The sequence below is a fragment of the Desulfogranum mediterraneum DSM 13871 genome (assembly GCF_000429965.1).
GTDB classification, from domain to species: domain Bacteria; phylum Desulfobacterota; class Desulfobulbia; order Desulfobulbales; family Desulfobulbaceae; genus Desulfogranum; species Desulfogranum mediterraneum.
In genome coordinates, this window is record NZ_KE387004.1 from 258,328 (window position 1) to 276,203 (window position 17,876).

11 protein-coding genes and 1 pseudogene are annotated in these 17,876 nt (G+C 55.7%); 9 read left to right on the top strand and 3 right to left on the bottom strand.

Features of this window, described 5'->3' with window-relative positions; genetic code table 11:
• Positions 1-35 precede the first annotated feature (35 nt).
• The 8 genes and pseudogenes from G494_RS0115985 (at position 36) to G494_RS0116030 (ending at position 11,662) form a co-directional block, all read left to right on the top strand.
• The gene (locus G494_RS0115985; RefSeq protein ID WP_028585327.1) at positions 36-662 is read left to right on the top strand and encodes a YigZ family protein; all 627 of its coding nucleotides are present in this window, start codon (positions 36-38) and stop codon (positions 660-662) included.
• Between the two features lie 529 nt (positions 663-1,191).
• The gene (locus tag G494_RS0115995) at positions 1,192-2,004 is read left to right on the top strand and encodes a class I SAM-dependent methyltransferase (protein WP_028585328.1); all 813 of its coding nucleotides are present in this window, start codon (positions 1,192-1,194) and stop codon (positions 2,002-2,004) included.
• A 368-nt stretch (positions 2,005-2,372) separates the two neighbouring features.
• The gene (locus G494_RS23955; RefSeq protein WP_084456977.1) at positions 2,373-3,626 is read left to right on the top strand and encodes an amidohydrolase; all 1,254 of its coding nucleotides are present in this window, start codon (positions 2,373-2,375) and stop codon (positions 3,624-3,626) included.
• A 314-nt stretch (positions 3,627-3,940) separates the two neighbouring features.
• On the top strand, positions 3,941-6,508 hold the full coding sequence (locus G494_RS0116005; RefSeq protein WP_084456980.1) for a transporter substrate-binding domain-containing diguanylate cyclase: 2,568 nt from the start codon (positions 3,941-3,943) through the stop codon (positions 6,506-6,508).
• Positions 6,509-6,746: 238 nt separating this feature from the next.
• Complete coding sequence (locus G494_RS0116010) at positions 6,747-8,516, top strand: APC family permease (protein WP_028585330.1); 1,770 nt, start codon at positions 6,747-6,749, stop codon at positions 8,514-8,516.
• A gap of 73 nt (positions 8,517-8,589) precedes the next feature.
• Positions 8,590-8,905: pseudogene (locus G494_RS28150) on the top strand (DMT family transporter); the annotation flags it as partial.
• A 451-nt stretch (positions 8,906-9,356) separates the two neighbouring features.
• Complete coding sequence (locus tag G494_RS0116025; RefSeq protein WP_208597701.1) at positions 9,357-10,253, top strand: DMT family transporter; 897 nt, start codon at positions 9,357-9,359, stop codon at positions 10,251-10,253.
• A gap of 134 nt (positions 10,254-10,387) precedes the next feature.
• Positions 10,388-11,662, top strand: coding sequence for a diguanylate cyclase (locus G494_RS0116030; RefSeq protein ID WP_028585333.1), 1,275 nt, complete (start codon positions 10,388-10,390; stop codon positions 11,660-11,662).
• A 222-nt stretch (positions 11,663-11,884) separates the two neighbouring features.
• Here the strand turns inward: G494_RS0116030 and G494_RS0116035 are convergent, their stop codons facing one another.
• The 3 genes from G494_RS0116035 to G494_RS0116050 all read right to left on the bottom strand — a co-directional run bounded on the left by G494_RS0116035 (position 11,885) and on the right by G494_RS0116050 (position 16,663).
• The gene (locus G494_RS0116035) at positions 11,885-12,550 is read right to left on the bottom strand and encodes a response regulator (protein WP_153305915.1); all 666 of its coding nucleotides are present in this window, start codon (positions 12,548-12,550) and stop codon (positions 11,885-11,887) included.
• Positions 12,551-12,644: 94 nt separating this feature from the next.
• Positions 12,645-13,829 carry an HD-GYP domain-containing protein gene (locus G494_RS0116040; RefSeq protein WP_028585335.1) on the bottom strand — a complete coding sequence of 395 codons (1,185 nt, stop codon included), beginning with the start codon at positions 13,827-13,829 and terminating at the stop codon, positions 12,645-12,647.
• A 398-nt stretch (positions 13,830-14,227) separates the two neighbouring features.
• A complete protein-coding gene (locus tag G494_RS0116050; RefSeq protein ID WP_028585336.1) occupies positions 14,228-16,663 on the bottom strand; it encodes a Lon protease family protein in 2,436 nt (811 codons plus the stop codon).
• Between the two features lie 421 nt (positions 16,664-17,084).
• Between G494_RS0116050 and G494_RS0116055 the strand changes: the two genes are divergently transcribed.
• Positions 17,085-17,657: a DUF4410 domain-containing protein gene (locus tag G494_RS0116055; protein WP_161630007.1), complete on the top strand. Its 573-nt coding sequence runs from the start codon at positions 17,085-17,087 to the stop codon at positions 17,655-17,657.
• Positions 17,658-17,876 lie beyond the last annotated feature (219 nt).

The window sequence follows — 17,876 nt, forward strand, 5'->3', positions numbered from 1 at the left end:
AAAGACGCCAGCCAGGAAACCAGCAACTCTCTTCCATGAGTGAGCGCTATCTCATCCCAGCCCTGGCCGGTAGCGAGATCCACCGGGTGGAGGAGACCATCAAACGCAGCCGCTTTATCACCACCATCGCCCACAGCCCTGATCCGGAAGGAGCCCGAGCCTTTATCGCCCGCTTAAAGGAAGAGTTTGGCGATGCCAACCATAACTGCTGGGCCTTCCAGTGCGGCCCGCCGGGAGATACCTCCCAGGTAGGTATGAGTGATGATGGAGAACCCCACAACACTGCCGGCAAACCCATGCTCAACATGCTCCTCCATGCCAAGGTCGGCGAGTTGGCCTGCGTGGTCAGCCGTTACTTTGGCGGGATCAAGCTGGGGAGCGGTGGTCTGGTTCGGGCCTATTCCGGAATGGTACGACTGGGCCTGGAAGAGCTGGCAACCCGGGAAAAGGTCGCCCTGATCGATCTCCAACTCATCATGGCCTATGCCCATATCAGCCCGTTCAAACGCCTCCTGGCCGAGTTTGAGGCAGAGATCATCGCTGAAGAGTTTGCCGCTGATGCCGGCTTCACCCTCCGCCTGCCCCAGGAGCAGCTGACCAAACTGGAAGAGCGGCTCACGGACCTGACCCGTGGCGAGATCTTGATCGAGCCGATTGCGTAGCCGGGTTCCCTGCTCGGTTCAGCAAGGGCTCAACCGGACTCTGACCATCCCCCCTGGAGACAATGGAGAACGGTAGGGTCTGGGGGGCCTTGGTAGCCCCTACCAAACTCAAAGGGGATGGAAGCTATCGAGCTATTTTTGAACAGTATCTCAAAGAGGGGCCTCTGCCAGGGGCAGAGGAGAACAATCATTCTGACCTTGCCGGTAAGGTGAAAATTCGCAGCAAGTAAAGACTCCTTTGAAAGGTCGATTTTTCAAAACACCTGGGTTCGACCTCGGCAAAGGATAGGGGCCGATGCCGGCAGGATACGGCTGGAGCTGGAACAAGGACCTCCCAGGTAAACCGATTTGCGAAACTCAGCCACGGCGAGCTCTTGGTTTGGCAGAGTGCGCAGCCCGCCTAGGCGGGCAAGTTGTTGTCATAGATATAAGCGCCATACCCAGTAATAGAACAACGCCGACACGAGCCAATCAGCAGCGATCAGCGGAAAACGGATAAGCAGAGCAGCAAGCAGAAAGGAGCGCCCCGATGAAACAAACGACCTCTTCAAAAGACCAACAAAAAGGCTGGCAGCGCAAGGCCACAGCCTACGACGAGATCTCTCTTCCGGCGACCAGCCAGGCCTTTGCACCGCTTTTGGACAGCATCGGAACGCTCCGGGGCCTGCGGGTGCTGGAACTTGCCTCAGGCACCGGACACCTGGCAGAACAGGCGGTGGCACGCGGCGCCACGGTCGTCGGGGTTGACATAGCCCCAGAGATGGTGGAAAAGGCACGTCGGCGTGTCCCTGCAGGGGCCGAATTTTTCCAGGGCGACGGGGAGGAGCTCTCCTTTGAGGAGCAGAGCTTCCAGGCCGTCCTCTGCAGCTTCGGCTTCCTCCACTTTGCCCACCCGGAACAGGGTCTGCGCGAGGCGGCACGGGTGCTGAAGCCCGGCGGCTGTTGTGCCTTTACGGTCTGGCAGGCACCGGAACAGGGCAACGAATTTTTTCAGCTTATCATGGGGGCCTACCGAACCCGGATCAAACCTGAACCTGGATCGCCTCCGTCCCTCTTTGGCCTGGCCGATCCCGAGGTCCACCGGCCGATGCTGAGCCAGGCAGGTTTTACGGATATTCACCACCAGGAGTTGGAGATCAACTGGCCCCTGAACGGACCGGAGACCCTCTTCGAGTTCGCCCTCAAGGGCGGGGTACGGACCCGGATGCTCTACGAGCAACAGCCAGCCGCTATCCGCCAAGCTATCCGCAAGGCACTGATCAGCGGGGCCCAGTCCTATCTGACTGCGGGCAAGACAGCTGTCCCCTGTCCGGCGGTGCTGGTAAGGGCACGCAAGCCCTGATGAACACAGCGCCCTCAAACCACCAGACTCAAGCCACCACTGCGACCCCAAGTAGATGACCAAGCCGCACGCCTCGGCCCGACAGATCAGGGATCGCCATAACCAGACCCTCCAAGACCTAACACCTTTTGGCCCCAGGATCAGCGCCATCCCCTCTGGGGAAATCATCTTTTGGCTGTCGGGAACAGCGAGAGCGGACAGCTGCGGCCCAAGGCCTGCTTTTCAGCTCCGAGTCCTGACAGGGAATCGAGCAGAACCTATCCTCCCCGGCACCACCCAAGAGCCGAACTAAAAAGAGGTCAAAGCCGGAACACGATGAAGTCGCCCTGATCCCGTAAGCCCTAGATGAATCCTCAAAAAGAGCAGCCATGATCGAGCCAATCCTCCACCTCCGTCGCGAGTTGCATCAATACCCGGAACTGTCCGCTAAGGAAGCCGATACTGCAGGGCGCATTGTCCGATTCTTCACGCCCCTGGCAGCAGACTCCATCGTTGAGGGCCTGGGTGGCCATGGCGTGGCAGTGGTCTTTGGTGGTAAAGTGGCCGGCCCCACCATCCTGCTCCGCTGTGAACTGGATGCAGTACCGATCCAGGAACTGAGTCAGCGTGACTATCGCTCCACCAGAGCCGGCATCTCCCATAGCTGCGGTCATGACGGCCACATGGCTATCCTGGCGGCGGTTGGCGCGGAACTTGCTGCCAGCCCTCCGGAGCGCGGCAGAGTGGTCTTGCTCTTCCAGCCAGCCGAGGAGACCGGCTGTGGGGCCGCTGCAGTGCTCCATGACCCCAGGTTCGCAGCAATCAGGCCAGACTTTGCCTTTGCCCTCCACAACCTGCCGGGGGTTCCCCTGGGCCAGGTCATTGTCCGTAGAGGTGCCTTCAACTGTGCCTCCCGGGGCATGACCATCCGTTTGAGCGGCAGCACCGCCCATGCAGCCCAGCCGGAGTCCGGCCGAAGCCCTGCCCGGGCCATGTGCCGCCTGATTCAGGGACTCTCCCTCCTCCCACCCGGGATCGCCGAGCAAGGAGAGACAGCCTTTGCCACCGTGGTGGGAGCAGAACTGGGAAAGAAGGCCTTTGGCACGGCCCCGGGAGAGGCCGAGATCTGGTGTACCCTGAGAAGTGAGAGCGATGCAACCATGGCCCGGCTGGTCCGGTTCAGCGAACAGCTGGCAGCAGAGCATGCAGGCGAAGACGGCTTAACCGTCAGCATTGCCTGCCAGGACGTCTTTGCGGCAACCATCAACTCAGAATCGGCCGTACAGCGGGTGCGGGAGGTGGTGGCTCCGGAGACACTGACCTTCGCTGAGAGACCGTTCCGCTGGTCCGAGGATTTCGGCCTGATCACGGCCAGCTGTGAAGGTGCTCTGATCGGCATCGGCGCCGGGGAAGAGCTGCCGGCTCTGCATAACCCGCAGTATGACTTTCCCGAGGCCCTGATCCCTCCGGCAAAGGCGCTGTTCCTGCGACTCATCCAAAGGTGCCTGACCGGGGGGGGGAGTTGTGAAGCGATGAAGAACAAGGGACCATCTCTGCCCAGGTTCCCCCTCGCGGTCTGGATGGCCATAGCCCTCCTGGTCATAGATGATACCTCGCAGCTCTCTCTGCCGGGACTCATCTGAGAAATGAGATGTTTTATTCAAGCTACCCTTAACCCGATTAAAGCAAAAAACAGTAACAGCGTATCCTTTCATTTTTAGGATGTTACGGCTACAATACGATATATTTTTCCCAAAACGATCTTCTCAACGGGGAAAAAGAGCATCTCCACTGGCCCACTGGCATGGCAAAGAATTTCCTCCATACCAGGAGTTCAAGCGAATGCAGCAGGCACAGACCAACAATCCCCCTTTCAACGCCATTCAATTTCAAGCTATTGCAGGTGACAGCCGGCGAAACATAACCTCCAACAACAGCCAGGCTCAACAACAGCACCATGACTCGAACTCTTCCACAGCCAGGGATCTCCGGCCATTGGCTCACCCTGCTCATGATCATTGCCGCACTCTTTGCAACAGCACCCCAGGCCGCAGCACTTGAACTGAGCGATGATGAACAGGCCTGGATCGCCCGGCAGCAGACGATTACTGTTGGCGGGGAAAGAGACTGGGCTCCCTTCGACTTTGTCGATGGAGAGGGAAACTATACTGGTATTGCCAAAGCCTACCTGGACATCCTCAGTGAACAGACCGGGCTGCAGATCAAGATGGAGATCGATGACTGGGACCGCCTGCTGACCAAGATCAAAGCCGGCCAGATTGATCTGCTCCCGGCCATCTACTACTCCAGGCAACGGGAACGCTTTGTCAACTTTAGCGAATCCTACAGCAAGCATGCAGAATTTATCTTTGTCAGAGAGGGGCAGAAACACTTCTCTTCCCTTGAGCAGCTCCACGGTAAAAGGGTCGTTGTCGTCAAGGGGTATACCATCGAGGCCTTTCTCAAGAAAAACCACCCGGAGATCACGGTTACCACCGAACCGAGCATACTCAGGGCCTTGAACGCCCTGCTCACCGGTAAGGCAGACGCCCTGATCAACGACATAGCATCCACCTCCCATGTTGCTCACACCTACAACATCACCGGCTTTGAGCCCACCGTACTGCTCGAAGAGCGCATCAACGAGCTGCGCATGGCCACCCGCAAAGGGGCCGCCCCGCTGACCCGTATCATCAACAAGGTGTTCCAGGGGATCGATGCCGACACCCACCGCCGTATCCAAAAACGATGGATCACCCTGACTCCCCAGAAAACCAAGACGCCGCAACTGGTCCTGACCCCCAAGGAAAAGAGCTGGCTCGAACTCCACCCCATCATTCGCTGTACCAGCGACCCATCCTGGATGCCCTACGAGGGACGTGATGAATCCGGCAACTTCATCGGTATCTTCAGCGACATAACCGAACTGATCTCCCAACGGCTGGCCATCACCATCGACTATATCCCCTCCAAGAGCTGGGATGAGGTCATCCGGCGGGCACGGCACAAGGAGGTCGACTTTATCACGGCCATACCCTCACAAAAACGGCAGGAGTTTCTCCGCTTCACCTCGCCGATCATCGTCAAGGAGCTGGCACTGCTCACCCGAAAGAGCCATCCCATCATCTCCTCGTTCAGCAGCTTCCCAGGTAATAAGGTCGCCATGATCACGGGCTACGGCTACAACCAGGAGGTCTTAAAGAAATATCCTGAGCATGACTATGTCTATGTCGCATCCCTCAAAGAGGGGCTCTATGGCCTGAGCAGTAACAGGTACGACATCTTCATCGCCAACATCACCTCGAGTCTCTACTACATCTCCAAGGAGATGCTCAACGACCTCCAGGTCGCCGGAACCCTGGATATCAGCTTCGCAGTGGCCTACGGTGTGAGGGATGACTGGCAGATCTTTCACGCTATTCTGGAAAAGGCGCTGCGCTCCATCAGCGACGAGGAGCGGCAGGAGATCTTAAACCGCTGGGTCAGAGTCGATGTGGTCCAGAAGGTGGACTACAGTCTGCTCTACCAGCTTGGTGGCTTTTTCGTACTCATCGTCCTGATTATCCTCTACTGGAACAGGCGGATGCACCGGGAGATCAAGAGGCGTGAACAGGTGGAGAGCGCCTTACACAAGAGCAACGAAGAGATCCAGACCATTCTCGACACCGCCCAAAACATCATCATTGTCAGCGACAGCCACAAACTGCTCAACACCAATCAGGCCCTGCTGGACTTTTTCGGCTACCCGAGCCTGGAGGACTTCTTCCAGGAACACCGCCGCGTCTGCGAGTTGTTCATCCGCCATGATGACTACTTTCACCTGGGCAGAATCGATGATCCCGATCTCTGGATCTCGGCCATCAGCAAGCTCCCCGAGACCGAACAACTGGTCTCGATGCAGGGAAAACACACCATCTTCCCCTCCGTATTTTCCGTGCACATCAACCAGTTGGATGCATCAGACGTTTTTGTCATCTCCTTTACCGATATCACGGGTATCAAGCTGGAATCCAAAGAGCACGAGTACCGATCGACCCACGACCAGCTCACCGGCATCTACAACCGGCTCTACCTCAACCGTTATCTCAAGCATGAACTGCAAAGATGCAAGCAACTCAACGAGCCGGTCAGCGTGATCCTGCTGGATATCGATTTCTTCAAACAGGTGAACGATACCTACGGCCATTCGGCGGGTGACGAGGTACTCAAAGAGCTGAGTACAATTTTAAACGCCAATATCCGGGCAAGCGACAAGGCGGCGCGCTGGGGCGGCGAGGAGTTTCTCGTCGTGCTGACAGGCACAGACCTGGAGCAGGCCCTGTTTCTGGCTGAAAAGCTGAGAAGGAACATAGCAGCCCATCTCTTTACCAAGCCCCAGCGGATCAGCTGCAGTTTCGGTGTGGCCACGGCCCAAAAGGGAGATACCATGAACTCGCTGATCAAGCGGGCCGACAGGGGGTTGTACCAGGCAAAGGAGCGCGGCAGAAACCGGGTCGAGGTCATCGGCGAAGAGGCCGGTCTGTAATCCCGGCTCACCCCTGGCAAAGCGACTCCCTGCCCTCTTGTCTGCAACCGCCTCCATCGGCTCCGGCAGGCCACGATAATAGACGCAGCCGGCTCAGGGATAGCTGCTTATCCGGCTGTTGTTTTTAAGGGACAATCACCCATTGCGGCCTGCCCCAGAGCCTTAAGACCGCCTTGAGCCATCGCCTTTTCAACGGTTATTCCATCTCTACAGCCCGTATCAACAGAGGAACGCGCCAGTGCTCTACCCTGAACGCCAAGAAAAAAAATTGGGCCAGCTGCCGGCCACGGCCATCTGCGGCAACGACATCTCCTCCTCGGTCCTCTATGTCTCCTCCCTGACCATCATTGCCGCAGGCCAGTATGCCTGGCTGGCCCTGCTGGTGGTGGCCGCAGTGCTCTTTCTCTTCCGCCGGATCTATGGCGAGGTGGTGGGGGCCCTGCCCTTAAACGGCGGGGCCTACAATGCCCTCTTAAACACCACCAGCAAGTCTGTTGCCTCCCTGGCCGCCACCCTGACCCTGCTCTCCTATATGGCCACGGCAGTGATCTCCGCCTCCACGGCCATGCACTACCTCCACGGGATCCTGCCGATCCTGCCGGTGACCATGGCCACCGCAGCATTACTGGCCCTGTTTCTGGGGATTACCATCCTGGGCATCGGAGAGTCTTCCCTGGTGGCCCTGGTGATCTTTTGCTTTCACCTCTTCTCCCTGGTCCTGCTCAGCGGGGCCATGGGCTTCCATCTCTTCCATAGCGGCCTGGAGGTCTTCCACCACAACAACCAGCTGCCGCCTGCCCACGGCAGTATCGGTATGGCGATCTTCTGGGGCGTGGGTGCGGCCATGCTGGGCATCTCCGGTTTTGAGAGTTCTGCCAACTTTGTCGAGAAACAGGAGGAGGGGGTCTTTGCCAAGACCCTGCGCAACATGTGGGTCGTGGTCAGCGTATTCAACCCCCTGATGGCCTTCCTGGCCCTGGCCGTGGTGCCGATCCAGGAGGTGGCCGGCCATGAAAACAACCTGCTCTCCCACCTGGGACAGCTCAGCGGCGGCGACTGGCTGGCCTCCCTCATCTCCATCGATGCGGTGGTGGTGCTCAGCGGGGCGGTACTCACCTCCTACGTGGGGGTCACCGGCCTGCTGGAACGGATGACCCTGGACCGGATCCTACCCGGCTTTTTCTTGAAGAAGAACCAGCGGGGCAGCTCCTACCGGATCTCCCTGGCCTTCTTCCTCCTCTGTGTCTCCATCCTCCTGATCACTCGCGGCGAGGTCGAGACCCTGGCCGGGGTCTACACCATCTCCTTTCTGCTGGTCATGGGCCTCTTTGCCGTGGGTAATATCCTGCTCAAACTCAAACGGGCCAAGCTGCCCAGACCGGAACGGGCCTCCTGGACTGCGCTGCTGCTTGCTCTCCTCGCCGTGGCTACGGCCCTGGTCGCCAACATCATCAAGGAGCCCACGCCCGGCGAGAGCTCCAACCTGGCCATCTTCACCGAGTACTTTGTGCCGGCCATCATCCTGGTGGCCATCATGCTCAACCGCATCGCCCTGCTGGAAGGAGTGATGCGCTTCATCAGCTTCCTCTTTGTGCCGCTGCTCAAACTGGTCAAGCGGATCAACAGGGGAATCAAGGCGGTGATCGAGCGGATCCAGTCCCAGGAGTTTATCTTCTTCACCCGGGGCGATAACCTCAACAACCTCAACCGGGTGCTGCGCTACATCCAGGACAATGAGCACAGCAAGCGAATCAAGATCGTCCATATCAGGGGTGAGGAAGAGGAAGAGGAGCTGGAGAAGCTCTGCCAGGATATCGAGCTCCTGGGCCGCAAGTATCCGCAAATCACCATCGAGCTGATCACCATCCAGGGAGAGTTCGGGCCGGAGCTGGTCCGCCAGCTCTCCAAAGATTGGGATATCCCCATCAACTTCATGTTCATCGGTTCACCGGGTGAGCACTTTGCCTACCGGGTCCAGGATCTGGGAGGCGTCAGGCTGATCATCTGAAATGCCCTTTTAAACAGCTTGTTATGCAAGTTACCAACACCAAGGGACATCAGGGGAAGGGGGAGACGAACTGATGGGACGAGCCTGGACCTGCCTGGTTAGAGCGGGACTGTTTGAGATTGGTCGGCCGGTTGGCCTGGAGATGGCGCAGTCGCCGGGAAATCAGTGATCGGCATCCTCTTGGCCGGCGCCTGCATGGCAATCAGCCGCTGGCTGTTGTTTCCGGCCCAGCGCCAGATCCCCATGGGCACAGCCTATGCCGTCTGGACCGGCATCGGAGCTGCAGGCACCTTCCTGGTTGGGATTTTTCTCTACGTCGACCCGGTTGAGCTGTTGAGGTTTCTGGGCTCCTGCTGATCATCTCAGGGGTCTGTGTCCTGAAGCTGGCCCACTGGGCCTTCCTCTCACTCTCCACCCTGGTCCGATTCTCAAAACCATTCCAGTCAAGGGAGTGAGGAGCGAACAAGCCCTCAGCCTCCCCACTCTCACAGCCGGCGGCAACGGTTCAACTCGCCTCATCCGCTGACCAACTCAGCCGAATCCCCTGGTCCACCACAGCAAAACCCGCGGCTGCCAGCGCCTCACTGCTCCAGCCATAGGAGCTCTTGACCAGTTGACGCCAGCGTAGCGCAGAAATAACTATTATTCAGGATAGAGTGGTTGTAGTATGCACCGCCCCCTTGAGATCCGGCTGCCGCTCCCTCAACGAGCCCCACAGGATCGCCTGCTCGTTCAGTGGCCACAAGGGGGAGCTCAACCGCAATGCTCCCATTGACGAGATCCTCAAGCAGCCAAGAAGAGCACAACCTCGCCTCATGGGTCGAAAGGAAAACAATCGCCATGATCACCCTGCCTGATCTCCTGCTCGCCCTGGTGGCCAATCTTGTCTGGGGATTCAACTTCATTGCCGGCAAAGCCGGGGCTGCCCAGTTTCAACCCCTCTTTTTTACCTGTATCCGCTTTATCTTTCTGCTGCTGGTGATGCTCCCCTGGTTAAGACCGGCACCAGGACAGATGAAGCCGCTGCTGCGGGTTGCCTTTGTTCTGGGGGTGGTCCATTTTGGGATGGTCTTTATCGGCCTCAATGCCGGGGGCAACATCGCCTCCATCGCCATCACCACCCAGCTCTATGTTCCCTTTTCGGTGCTCTTGGCTGCGCTGTTCCTCAAGGAACGCATCACCTTTATCCGGGGAACAGCCATCTTCACCGCCCTCCTGGGGGTGATGGTGATCGGCTTTGATCCGGTGGTCTTCAACCACCTGGATGCCATCCTCTGGGTCAGCGGCGCTGCCCTGGCCATGGCTGCAGCCACCATCATGATGCGCCAATGCCCCAACCTGGGGGTGTTCAAGCTCCAGGCCTGGATTGCCGCTATAGCCATGCCATCCCAACTGCTGCTCAGCCTGATCTTTGAATCGGACCACCTCCTGATCCTCTCCCAGATGAAGCTGATCGACCTCTGGTCACCGCTCTACTCCGCCATCGGCGCCTCGGTGGTGGGCCACGGCATTGTCTACACCCTGCTGGGCCGCTACCCTGTCTCCACGATTACCCCCCTGCTGCTCCTGGCCCCTATCCTGGCCTCCCTGTTCGGCATCCTCTGCTTTGGTGATGAGATGAGCTGGAAGCTGATCGTAGGCGGCGCCATGACCCTCCTGGGCATCTTGCTGGTCTCCGTCAAGCCTGAACTCTTGGCCAAACAGATGCAAGGCTTGGGGAATACCGGCAGGCAGTAGCTCCCCCCCTTGTCAGCCAGCCAACCAGGGATTAATTTTCATTTATTCTTTGTTTGCAGGGCGGAAAGCGTATACTGTCTGCAACATCGTGGTACCTGTCCAATCACGATGCTTTCAACTGAGGTGAAACCATTATGCGCAATATTCTTCTGGTCGAAGACAGTACTATGTTTGGCCGCCTGACCAAAAAAAAGATTGAGACGGTCTTTAATGTCCCTGTTTACTGGACCAGATCGCTGGCGGAAACGGAAAAGGTGCTGCAAATGGCAGCAGCCAGTTTCTCGCTGGCCCTGCTTGACTACAACCTTCCCGATGCACCCCATGGTGAGGTGATTGACCGGGTCACTCAAGAGGGGATATCCTCTCTGGTCTTCACCTCCAACATGAGCGAAGAGGTACGGGACTTTGTCTGGTCCAAGAAGGTTGCCGACTATATCCTCAAGGAAGATCCAAACAGCCTCGACTATATCATCTCCTCCATGCGTCAACTTGAGGAGAACCATAACAACCTGGTACTCGTAGTTGACGATTCAGCCACCTACAGGGCAGCAATCTCCCAGCTCTTATATGTGAGGAAGTATCGTGTACTCAATGCAAGGGACGGGGAAAGCTGCCTGAAGATCCTCCAGCAACACCCGGAAATCAAGCTGGTTATCACCGATTTCAACATGCCCGGCATGGACGGCTGTGCACTCTGCCAGAAAATACGACGTAACTTCAAGGCCGATCGAGTGGCGATTATGGGTATTTCTTCGGAAGACGACCGAAATATAGGCGCCCGCTTCATCAAGAGCGGTGCCAATGATTTTATCGTCAAGCATGCCTTCCTGGTCGAGGAATTTTACAGTCGGGTCAACCACTGCATTGAAACCGTGAACCTGTTCAAACAGATCCATGAGAATGCTATTCGAGATTTCCTGACAGGGCTCTATAACAGGCGATACTTTTTTGAGACCGGCACAGATCTTTGTAATCAATATCCACAGGATGATGAACGCTTGGCCTGCGCCATGATCGATATAGATCACTTCAAGGAGGTAAATGATACCCATGGCCACGACATCGGCGACCAGGTGATACAAAACATCGCGCAGTTACTGCAGGATTCCGCTGGAAGCAGCGACCTTGTTGCCCGTATCGGCGGCGAGGAGTTTTGTATGTTGACGCCGATCTCAAACAGCGAAGAGCTTAGGCGCAGGTTTGAAACGCTCAGGAGGGAGATTGAAACGACAGCGATGGCAACGACAGCGGCCAGCGGGAAACTCTTCGTCACCGTCAGTACCGGCCTCTGCCTCTTGGAGACCGACTCCCTTGAGACGATGATGAAAGTCGCCGATGAATGTCTGTACCAGGCCAAGAGAAAGGGAAGAAACAGGATTGAAGAATCAGTGTTGCCACCAAGCGGCTGAGTCCGCTCTCAAGCAGCATCCCGCTCGGTCTGCCCCCACAACTGGACCCCAAAAGAAAAGAGAAACCCACCTGCTCCAGGCAACCGAAGCTGTTTGACCCAGAACAGGGCCTCGTGCAGCGACAAAACAGTTCAGTAATCGGCGATCTCCCTCCTCCCCCTGATCGCCTCTGCATTTACCCTAACAGGGCTCTGTGCCAGAGCTTATCCAGGCAATCCCTGCCTACAGCAACGATGCCTGGGCGTTGCGGTCTATTTCAGCAAACAGGGGCTGAAACAACTTTTCATATTGCTGCAAACCGACATCCAAGACCTCACAGATACATTCAAGATGTTTATATCCAACAGTGAGATTGGCACTTAAACTGAGTGCTTCGAGGTCGTATAGGGTGTGGAGTTCCCTCCCCAGGAGCACATAAAAGATGGTCCTTCTTCTCTCCATCGGCAGCCAACAGATATAATCGTGAAATTTCGCTGTCGCATCTGCGAAATCACAAATTACCAGCGAACAGCTAAGACTCTGTACCTTCTCAATTCCACTTTCAGCGGATTCGACACTGTATATGGAGAAGCCCTCTCGACGCAGTAACTCCGCCACAAGCGATCGAGTATGCTGATCAGGAATATACAGCAATACCGATTTGGAGCCGTCGCCTGGTTGCCCTGAGTCCCCACTGGCATCTTGGAGTATCTTTTCCAGGGGGAGAGGTTCTGGGGGAGCAACTGTCGATGTTGCGGGAGGCAGTCTCTGCTCAGCCGGCTCTTGGCTGGAAGCAGAACGCGAAAGCAATGGAGGGGGACGCGTAGATGTAGCGGCTTGCTCAAAAACATCTGGAAAGAGATCAAACGCTGTTCGTCCGTTGAATGATTCCTTTTCGATTTTCTTCAAGGCGATCCCACTTTTTTTCATTCAGCAGGTCAAAAACCTGGGCAGAGAAAAGATAACACCAAGTACTTGCCCCCCGGAGCAGCTCTGTTACGGATCAGGGATTGATCATATTTTTATCAACGTACCCTTTTACCGCTCCACCGGTTTCGGAAAGATTCACAAGGTATGGGTTCACTTTCCGCTTCATCTTTTGATCATAGCAAATTTGAACAACAGGTTGACACATGCTGGCGGTTGAACCGACCACAACGCCGACAGTGCCCTCATTCGTTTCCACATAGGAACCAACAGGGTACACTCCAATGAATCGGATAAAATTATAGAGTATATCCTTTGAAAAATGTTGTCCAGCCATCCTATACATGATCTGCAACCCGGAGATAACATCCACCTTATCCTTGTAGCACCTTGCCGAGGTTATAGCATCGTAAACATCGCATATCGATACCAGCTGAGTGCCGTAATTTATCTCTGCTCCACTCAATCCATGGGGGTAACCGCTACCATCAAAGCGCTCGTGGTGATGAAGGGCAATATCAAACGATTCAACCGGCAACCCCTTGCTGTTTCTCAACAGATCTACTGAAAACTCCGCATGCTTTTTTATCTCGTTATATTCAAAATCATTGAGTTTTCCCGGCTTATTCAAAATATTACTGGGAATGATGGTTTTACCAATGTCATGAAATAACGCCCCAACGGCTATATCAAGGGACTGTTTCTCCGAAACACCCGAGTGTCCGCAGAGTCCCAGTACCATGGAGCTGACACTGATTGAATGGTAAAGTGTGTATTCATCCTTATTTCTTATCCTGGTCAGCAAGATCAGAGCGTCTCGGTTTCGAATGATCGATTTTTTCATTTGCCTGACGACCGCATAGGCATTTTTGGCGTTTGGAGCCTGACCAGATTCGACTTGCTTGACCGTTTCTTGCACCACCGTTATGGCATTACGCAAGATATTTTTAGCCTCTTTCAGCTCCTTGCTCAGAGGTACATATTGCTGCTCAGATTCCTGCCACCCCTCCAGGTCGATATTGCCCGAAAGCTGATGATGACTCTGAAGATGAGCCGCTGGCCTGCCTGCTTCCCGTACATTCTCCCCCTTACTCGTGTCTATGTACACTTCCTTAATGCCCCATGAATGGAGGATCTTGATCATTGAGTCATCTCTAACCGGCCCCGGCTCAATGAAAATATTCTCATCGTTCCACTCAAGGTTAAAGTCATGGATATATACCCCTGGCACCAGATCGATCACTTTGACTCTTTTAATCATTCGGACCTTCCGCTTAGTTAACCACTCTTGAAACGACCTGTTTCAATGTTGAAAAATCGTTTTTTCAAAGAGAAAGTAAGCATTGCCCAGCTCGCCCCACCAAGCCCACCCCGGGATATGTATCCACATTTCGCCCTGGATAAGGCCTTGGATCATTTCCGCCGGGAAAAGGGTTTGCAACAATCCCAACAACACAGGCCTGGCCTAGAGCAGCAAGGCCTTGAACACCAGCAGGCAACAGTTCAACCATGGGGTGGCCAATATGCCCCGCCCCTGGAAAGGGGGTTCGTGACAGCCAAGAAACCTTGAACAGGCAGAGCCTCCGGATGGCATCCCCTCAGGCTACGACCGAACGATCATATCCAAACGCAACCTGACAAGAGCCCACAGACCAAAGGTCACCTTGAAGACAACAGAATATCAGGGGAACCTTTGTCGTCATCTCCCTTGGGGTTTTTAAATTTCTGCAGATCCCGGGCAAAGCGGAGGAGGGTCGCCTCGACCCGGCCATTGACAGAATCTTCCGGATAGACGCCACCGCTGTCGCTCTCTCCGGCCTCCCGGCCGGTGAGCAGGGAGATCGCCTCGTCCACGGTTGAGATCGGATAAATGGAAAATTGCTTCCTAGCAATGGCCTCTACCACCTCTTGGTTCAACATCAGGTGGCGAATGTTGGTTTCCGGAATAAGAACCCCTTCGCTGCCGGTCAAGCCCCGGGTCTTGCACACCTCGAAGAAACCTTCAATCTTCTCGTTGACGCCTCCCACAGGCTGGACCTCTCCCTTCTGACTTATGGAACCGGTCACAGCCAGGCCCTGCCTGATGGGCAGATCGGCAAGCGAGGAGAGCAGGGCACAGAGTTCCGCACAGGAGGCGCTGTCTCCCTCCACACCTCCGTAGGACTGCTCAAACACCAGGCTTGCCTGCATGCCGAACGGAATGGTGCGTGCATAGCGGGAATTCAGGAAGGCAGCGAGAATCATCACGCCCTTGGAGTGAATAGGGCCGGAGAGTTCCACCTCACGTTCGATATCGATGATATCGCCCTTGCCGGGCCGGGTCACCGCAGTGATCCGGGTGGGGAAACCAAAGGCGTTCCCGCCCAGCTCAATCACCGACAGACCGTTCACCTGGCCGAGTCTTTCTCCGGAGGTCTCAATATGACGGATATTTTCTTCGATGGATGTAAAAACCCGGTCCTGAATCCGCCCTCCCCGTCTCTTGGCTGCCGCCACTGCCGTTACCACATGCTCGGTTTCAATACACTCCTTCTTAGCTTTTCGGGCGATACAATCGGCCTCCTTGATCAGATCGCCAATTTTTCTGATTTGCAGGGACATCTTTTTACCGTCGCCGGCATGTCTGGCCGCCTCCTCAATCACCCGGGCTACCGCTGTCTTATGCAGGGGCAACAGCCCCTTTTCCCGGGCAAGACCTGCAATCAAGGCCGCATATCGCTGTTGACTCACCGAGGTGCGCTCCATGTCGTACTCAAAATCCGCCTGCACCTTGAACAGGGGGCCGAATTCCGGATCATAGGCGTCGAGAAGGTAGTAGATCATCGGCTCACCAATGAGTACCACCTTGATGTCAAGTTCAATGGGCTCCGGCTCCAGGGTAACGGTACTCACCAGGCCCAGGAGACGCTCAATCGGCTCCATCCGAATCTGGCAGGAACGCAGGGTTCGCTTCAAGCCTTCGTAGGCAAAGGGCTGCATGAGCAGTCTTCTCGCGTCGATGATGATGTAGCCGCCGTTGGCACGATGCAGGGCACCGGGCCTGATCAGCGAAAAATCGGTGGTGAGCATCCCCATCCGCGCCTGATGCTCGATGCGGCCATGCAGGTTCTGGTAGGTGGGCATATCCTCATACACCACCGGTGCGCCATCCTCTTCATGGCTCAGCAGTATGTTCACCTCATACTGACTAAACTTTTGAGTTTCAGGATGCATACCAAAGAGCGCCCGCTGTTGCGCATCGGGACTCTCCAGAAAGTCATCCACGTTGTCGATGAGCTGCCGCTCGACCCTCTCTAGATAATGGAGAATTTTTTCCTGCTTGCCATACTTTGCCTTTAAGGTGTCGAGCAGATGGCCGATACTGTGACTGGCGGTCTCCTTCTTGAGGGACGCCTTCCGTTCCCTTGCCTCACGGTTCAAGACGTTGATTTCGCGCACCGTCTTCTGGAGTGCATCATGCAACTTTTCGATATTTTCTTCGATCTGTCGCTGGGTTTCTGCAGGCAGTTTTTTAAATGCTTCAAGATCTATGAGATTGCCCTCGCCGTCCATGGGGGTGAACACCACACCCTGCTCGTTTCTGACCATGGCAATGGACTGCTCCCTGCCCCTGGCGATCAGGCTGTCATAGATTTTATCGACCCTCTGCTTCAGCTTCTCGCTCAAAAGGCGTTTTTTTACCCGATAATCGTCTCCTTCAAATACAGTGGGAATGGTCGTCTTCAAGGCCTCGATCAGTTCCAGCATCTCCCGCCTGAAGACCGGTGCCTGTTTGGGGGAAAATTCCAGGGCAAGGGGTTTGTGCGGAAGATCAAAATTAAAGACATAGCACCAGTCGCTGGGCGTGGGTTCATCCCGAGCCTGCCTGTTGATGAATGATTGCACCAGGCTGTGACGGCCTGAGCCTTCCGGGCCGATAACGAACAGGTTAAAGCCCCGATACGGCATGGATATGCCGAACTCCACCGCCTCAAGGGCGCGATCCTGACCGATGTAGTGGGTCAGTTCGTCTACTTCGGCAGTGGTTTCAAAGGGGAGCTCATCCGCATTGCAGTGATGGTAGGCTTCTTTCTGGGTAATGGTGCGTATATTCATAGGCTTCCCGATCTTGAAGGTTCGAGCTATTACCTGGCCAGGCTCTGGTTCTGTCGAAAACCTGAGGCCGCCACGAACAACCTTGCCAGCTTCTCCTTTAATTTTCTCATTTCCCGGGAGGGAAGTCAATGGCAGGAAAGCAAAGCAGCACCCTCGGACATTTGCAACACCCGGCGTTCTCCGCGCATTTTTCCGCTCTCTGCGCTCCAGCCGGGGTTATCGCACGCTCGGGACAAGGCCAGAGCCGAGGTCCTGCGCCCCAGTATTTACAAAAGGAAATTGAGGTGCTATATCCTCCAACAAATCCTGTATTTAACACACTGGAACAAACTCAAAGGAGAGGGAGTAAATGAATAAGATGAAAAAACCTGTTTTGACGATTGCGTCGCTCTGTCTGGTTCTGCCTGTTTTATGTGCCTGCATGGCGGGCCAGTCAGGCAAGGGAAGCGCTCAGGATACGGCCCTGCCCAGCGCTTCGGCAACAGCACAGCCAGGGGGAGATAAACTGGAATTAAGCTCCATCGAAGAGATGGAGGTTCTTGCCCCGCTGACCACACCATTCGATAATATTATTATTGGCAAGTTTACCAGCAACAGACAGATTCAAACCGATTATCCCAAGGCAGCTCGGGATTGTGAGCAGCAGATAGTCAAGCAGTTGAGCGCCAACAAAGGCTATAAACACATCACAGCCACGAACAGCAAAAAGTTTGCAGGTAAAACAGCGGTGGTTGATTTGAACATTGTTGACATGAGAATCGCCAGTGGTGCGGCTCGAATGTGGGGAGGAGCCTTTGCCGGAAGCTCCTTCATGGAGGTGACGGTGAAGGTCCGAAAGGCAGGGAGCAAGAAGGTGATCCATCAGCAGCTGCTTTCCACCTCCAACAATGCCTGGGCTGCGGCCTATAGCGGCGGCTCCTCGGATCAAAGCCTGCCTTCAGACTTCGGCATCCTCATCGGCGAATACCTGGCGAAAATTATCCCTGCCAAATAACCGGCCGCCGACTCTGCTGGATGGATGGGGAGGGGCCTCGGAGGAGAGGTTCTCCAAGGCACCCTCCAACTGCTGCTGAGGGTCCCGGGGGGAGCAGGACATCGGCAAGCAACGGATTGCCGGGCAGTGAGGTCCTTAGCTGGAGAGAAGCCGTGGCAAGGACCACCCAGGCACCAAGACCTGTCCCTGAACGCGCAGCAGCACCCCCCGCCCCAGAGA

Bases quoted from the DNA above. Each gene is read 5' to 3' on its own strand.
- G494_RS0115985 (WP_028585327.1), top strand. From the start codon at position 36: ATGAGTGAGCGCTATCTCATCCCAGCCCTGGCCGGTAGCGAGATCCAC.
- G494_RS0115995 (WP_028585328.1), top strand. From the start codon at position 1,192: ATGAAACAAACGACCTCTTCAAAAGACCAACAAAAAGGCTGGCAGCGC.
- G494_RS23955 (WP_084456977.1), top strand. From the start codon at position 2,373: ATGATCGAGCCAATCCTCCACCTCCGTCGCGAGTTGCATCAATACCCG.
- G494_RS0116005 (WP_084456980.1), top strand. From the start codon at position 3,941: ATGACTCGAACTCTTCCACAGCCAGGGATCTCCGGCCATTGGCTCACC.
- G494_RS0116025 (WP_208597701.1), top strand. From the start codon at position 9,357: ATGATCACCCTGCCTGATCTCCTGCTCGCCCTGGTGGCCAATCTTGTC.
- G494_RS0116030 (WP_028585333.1), top strand. From the start codon at position 10,388: ATGCGCAATATTCTTCTGGTCGAAGACAGTACTATGTTTGGCCGCCTG.
- G494_RS0116040 (WP_028585335.1), bottom strand. From the start codon at position 13,829: ATGATTAAAAGAGTCAAAGTGATCGATCTGGTGCCAGGGGTATATATC.
- G494_RS0116050 (WP_028585336.1), bottom strand. From the start codon at position 16,663: ATGAATATACGCACCATTACCCAGAAAGAAGCCTACCATCACTGCAAT.
- G494_RS0116055 (WP_161630007.1), top strand. From the start codon at position 17,085: ATGGCGGGCCAGTCAGGCAAGGGAAGCGCTCAGGATACGGCCCTGCCC.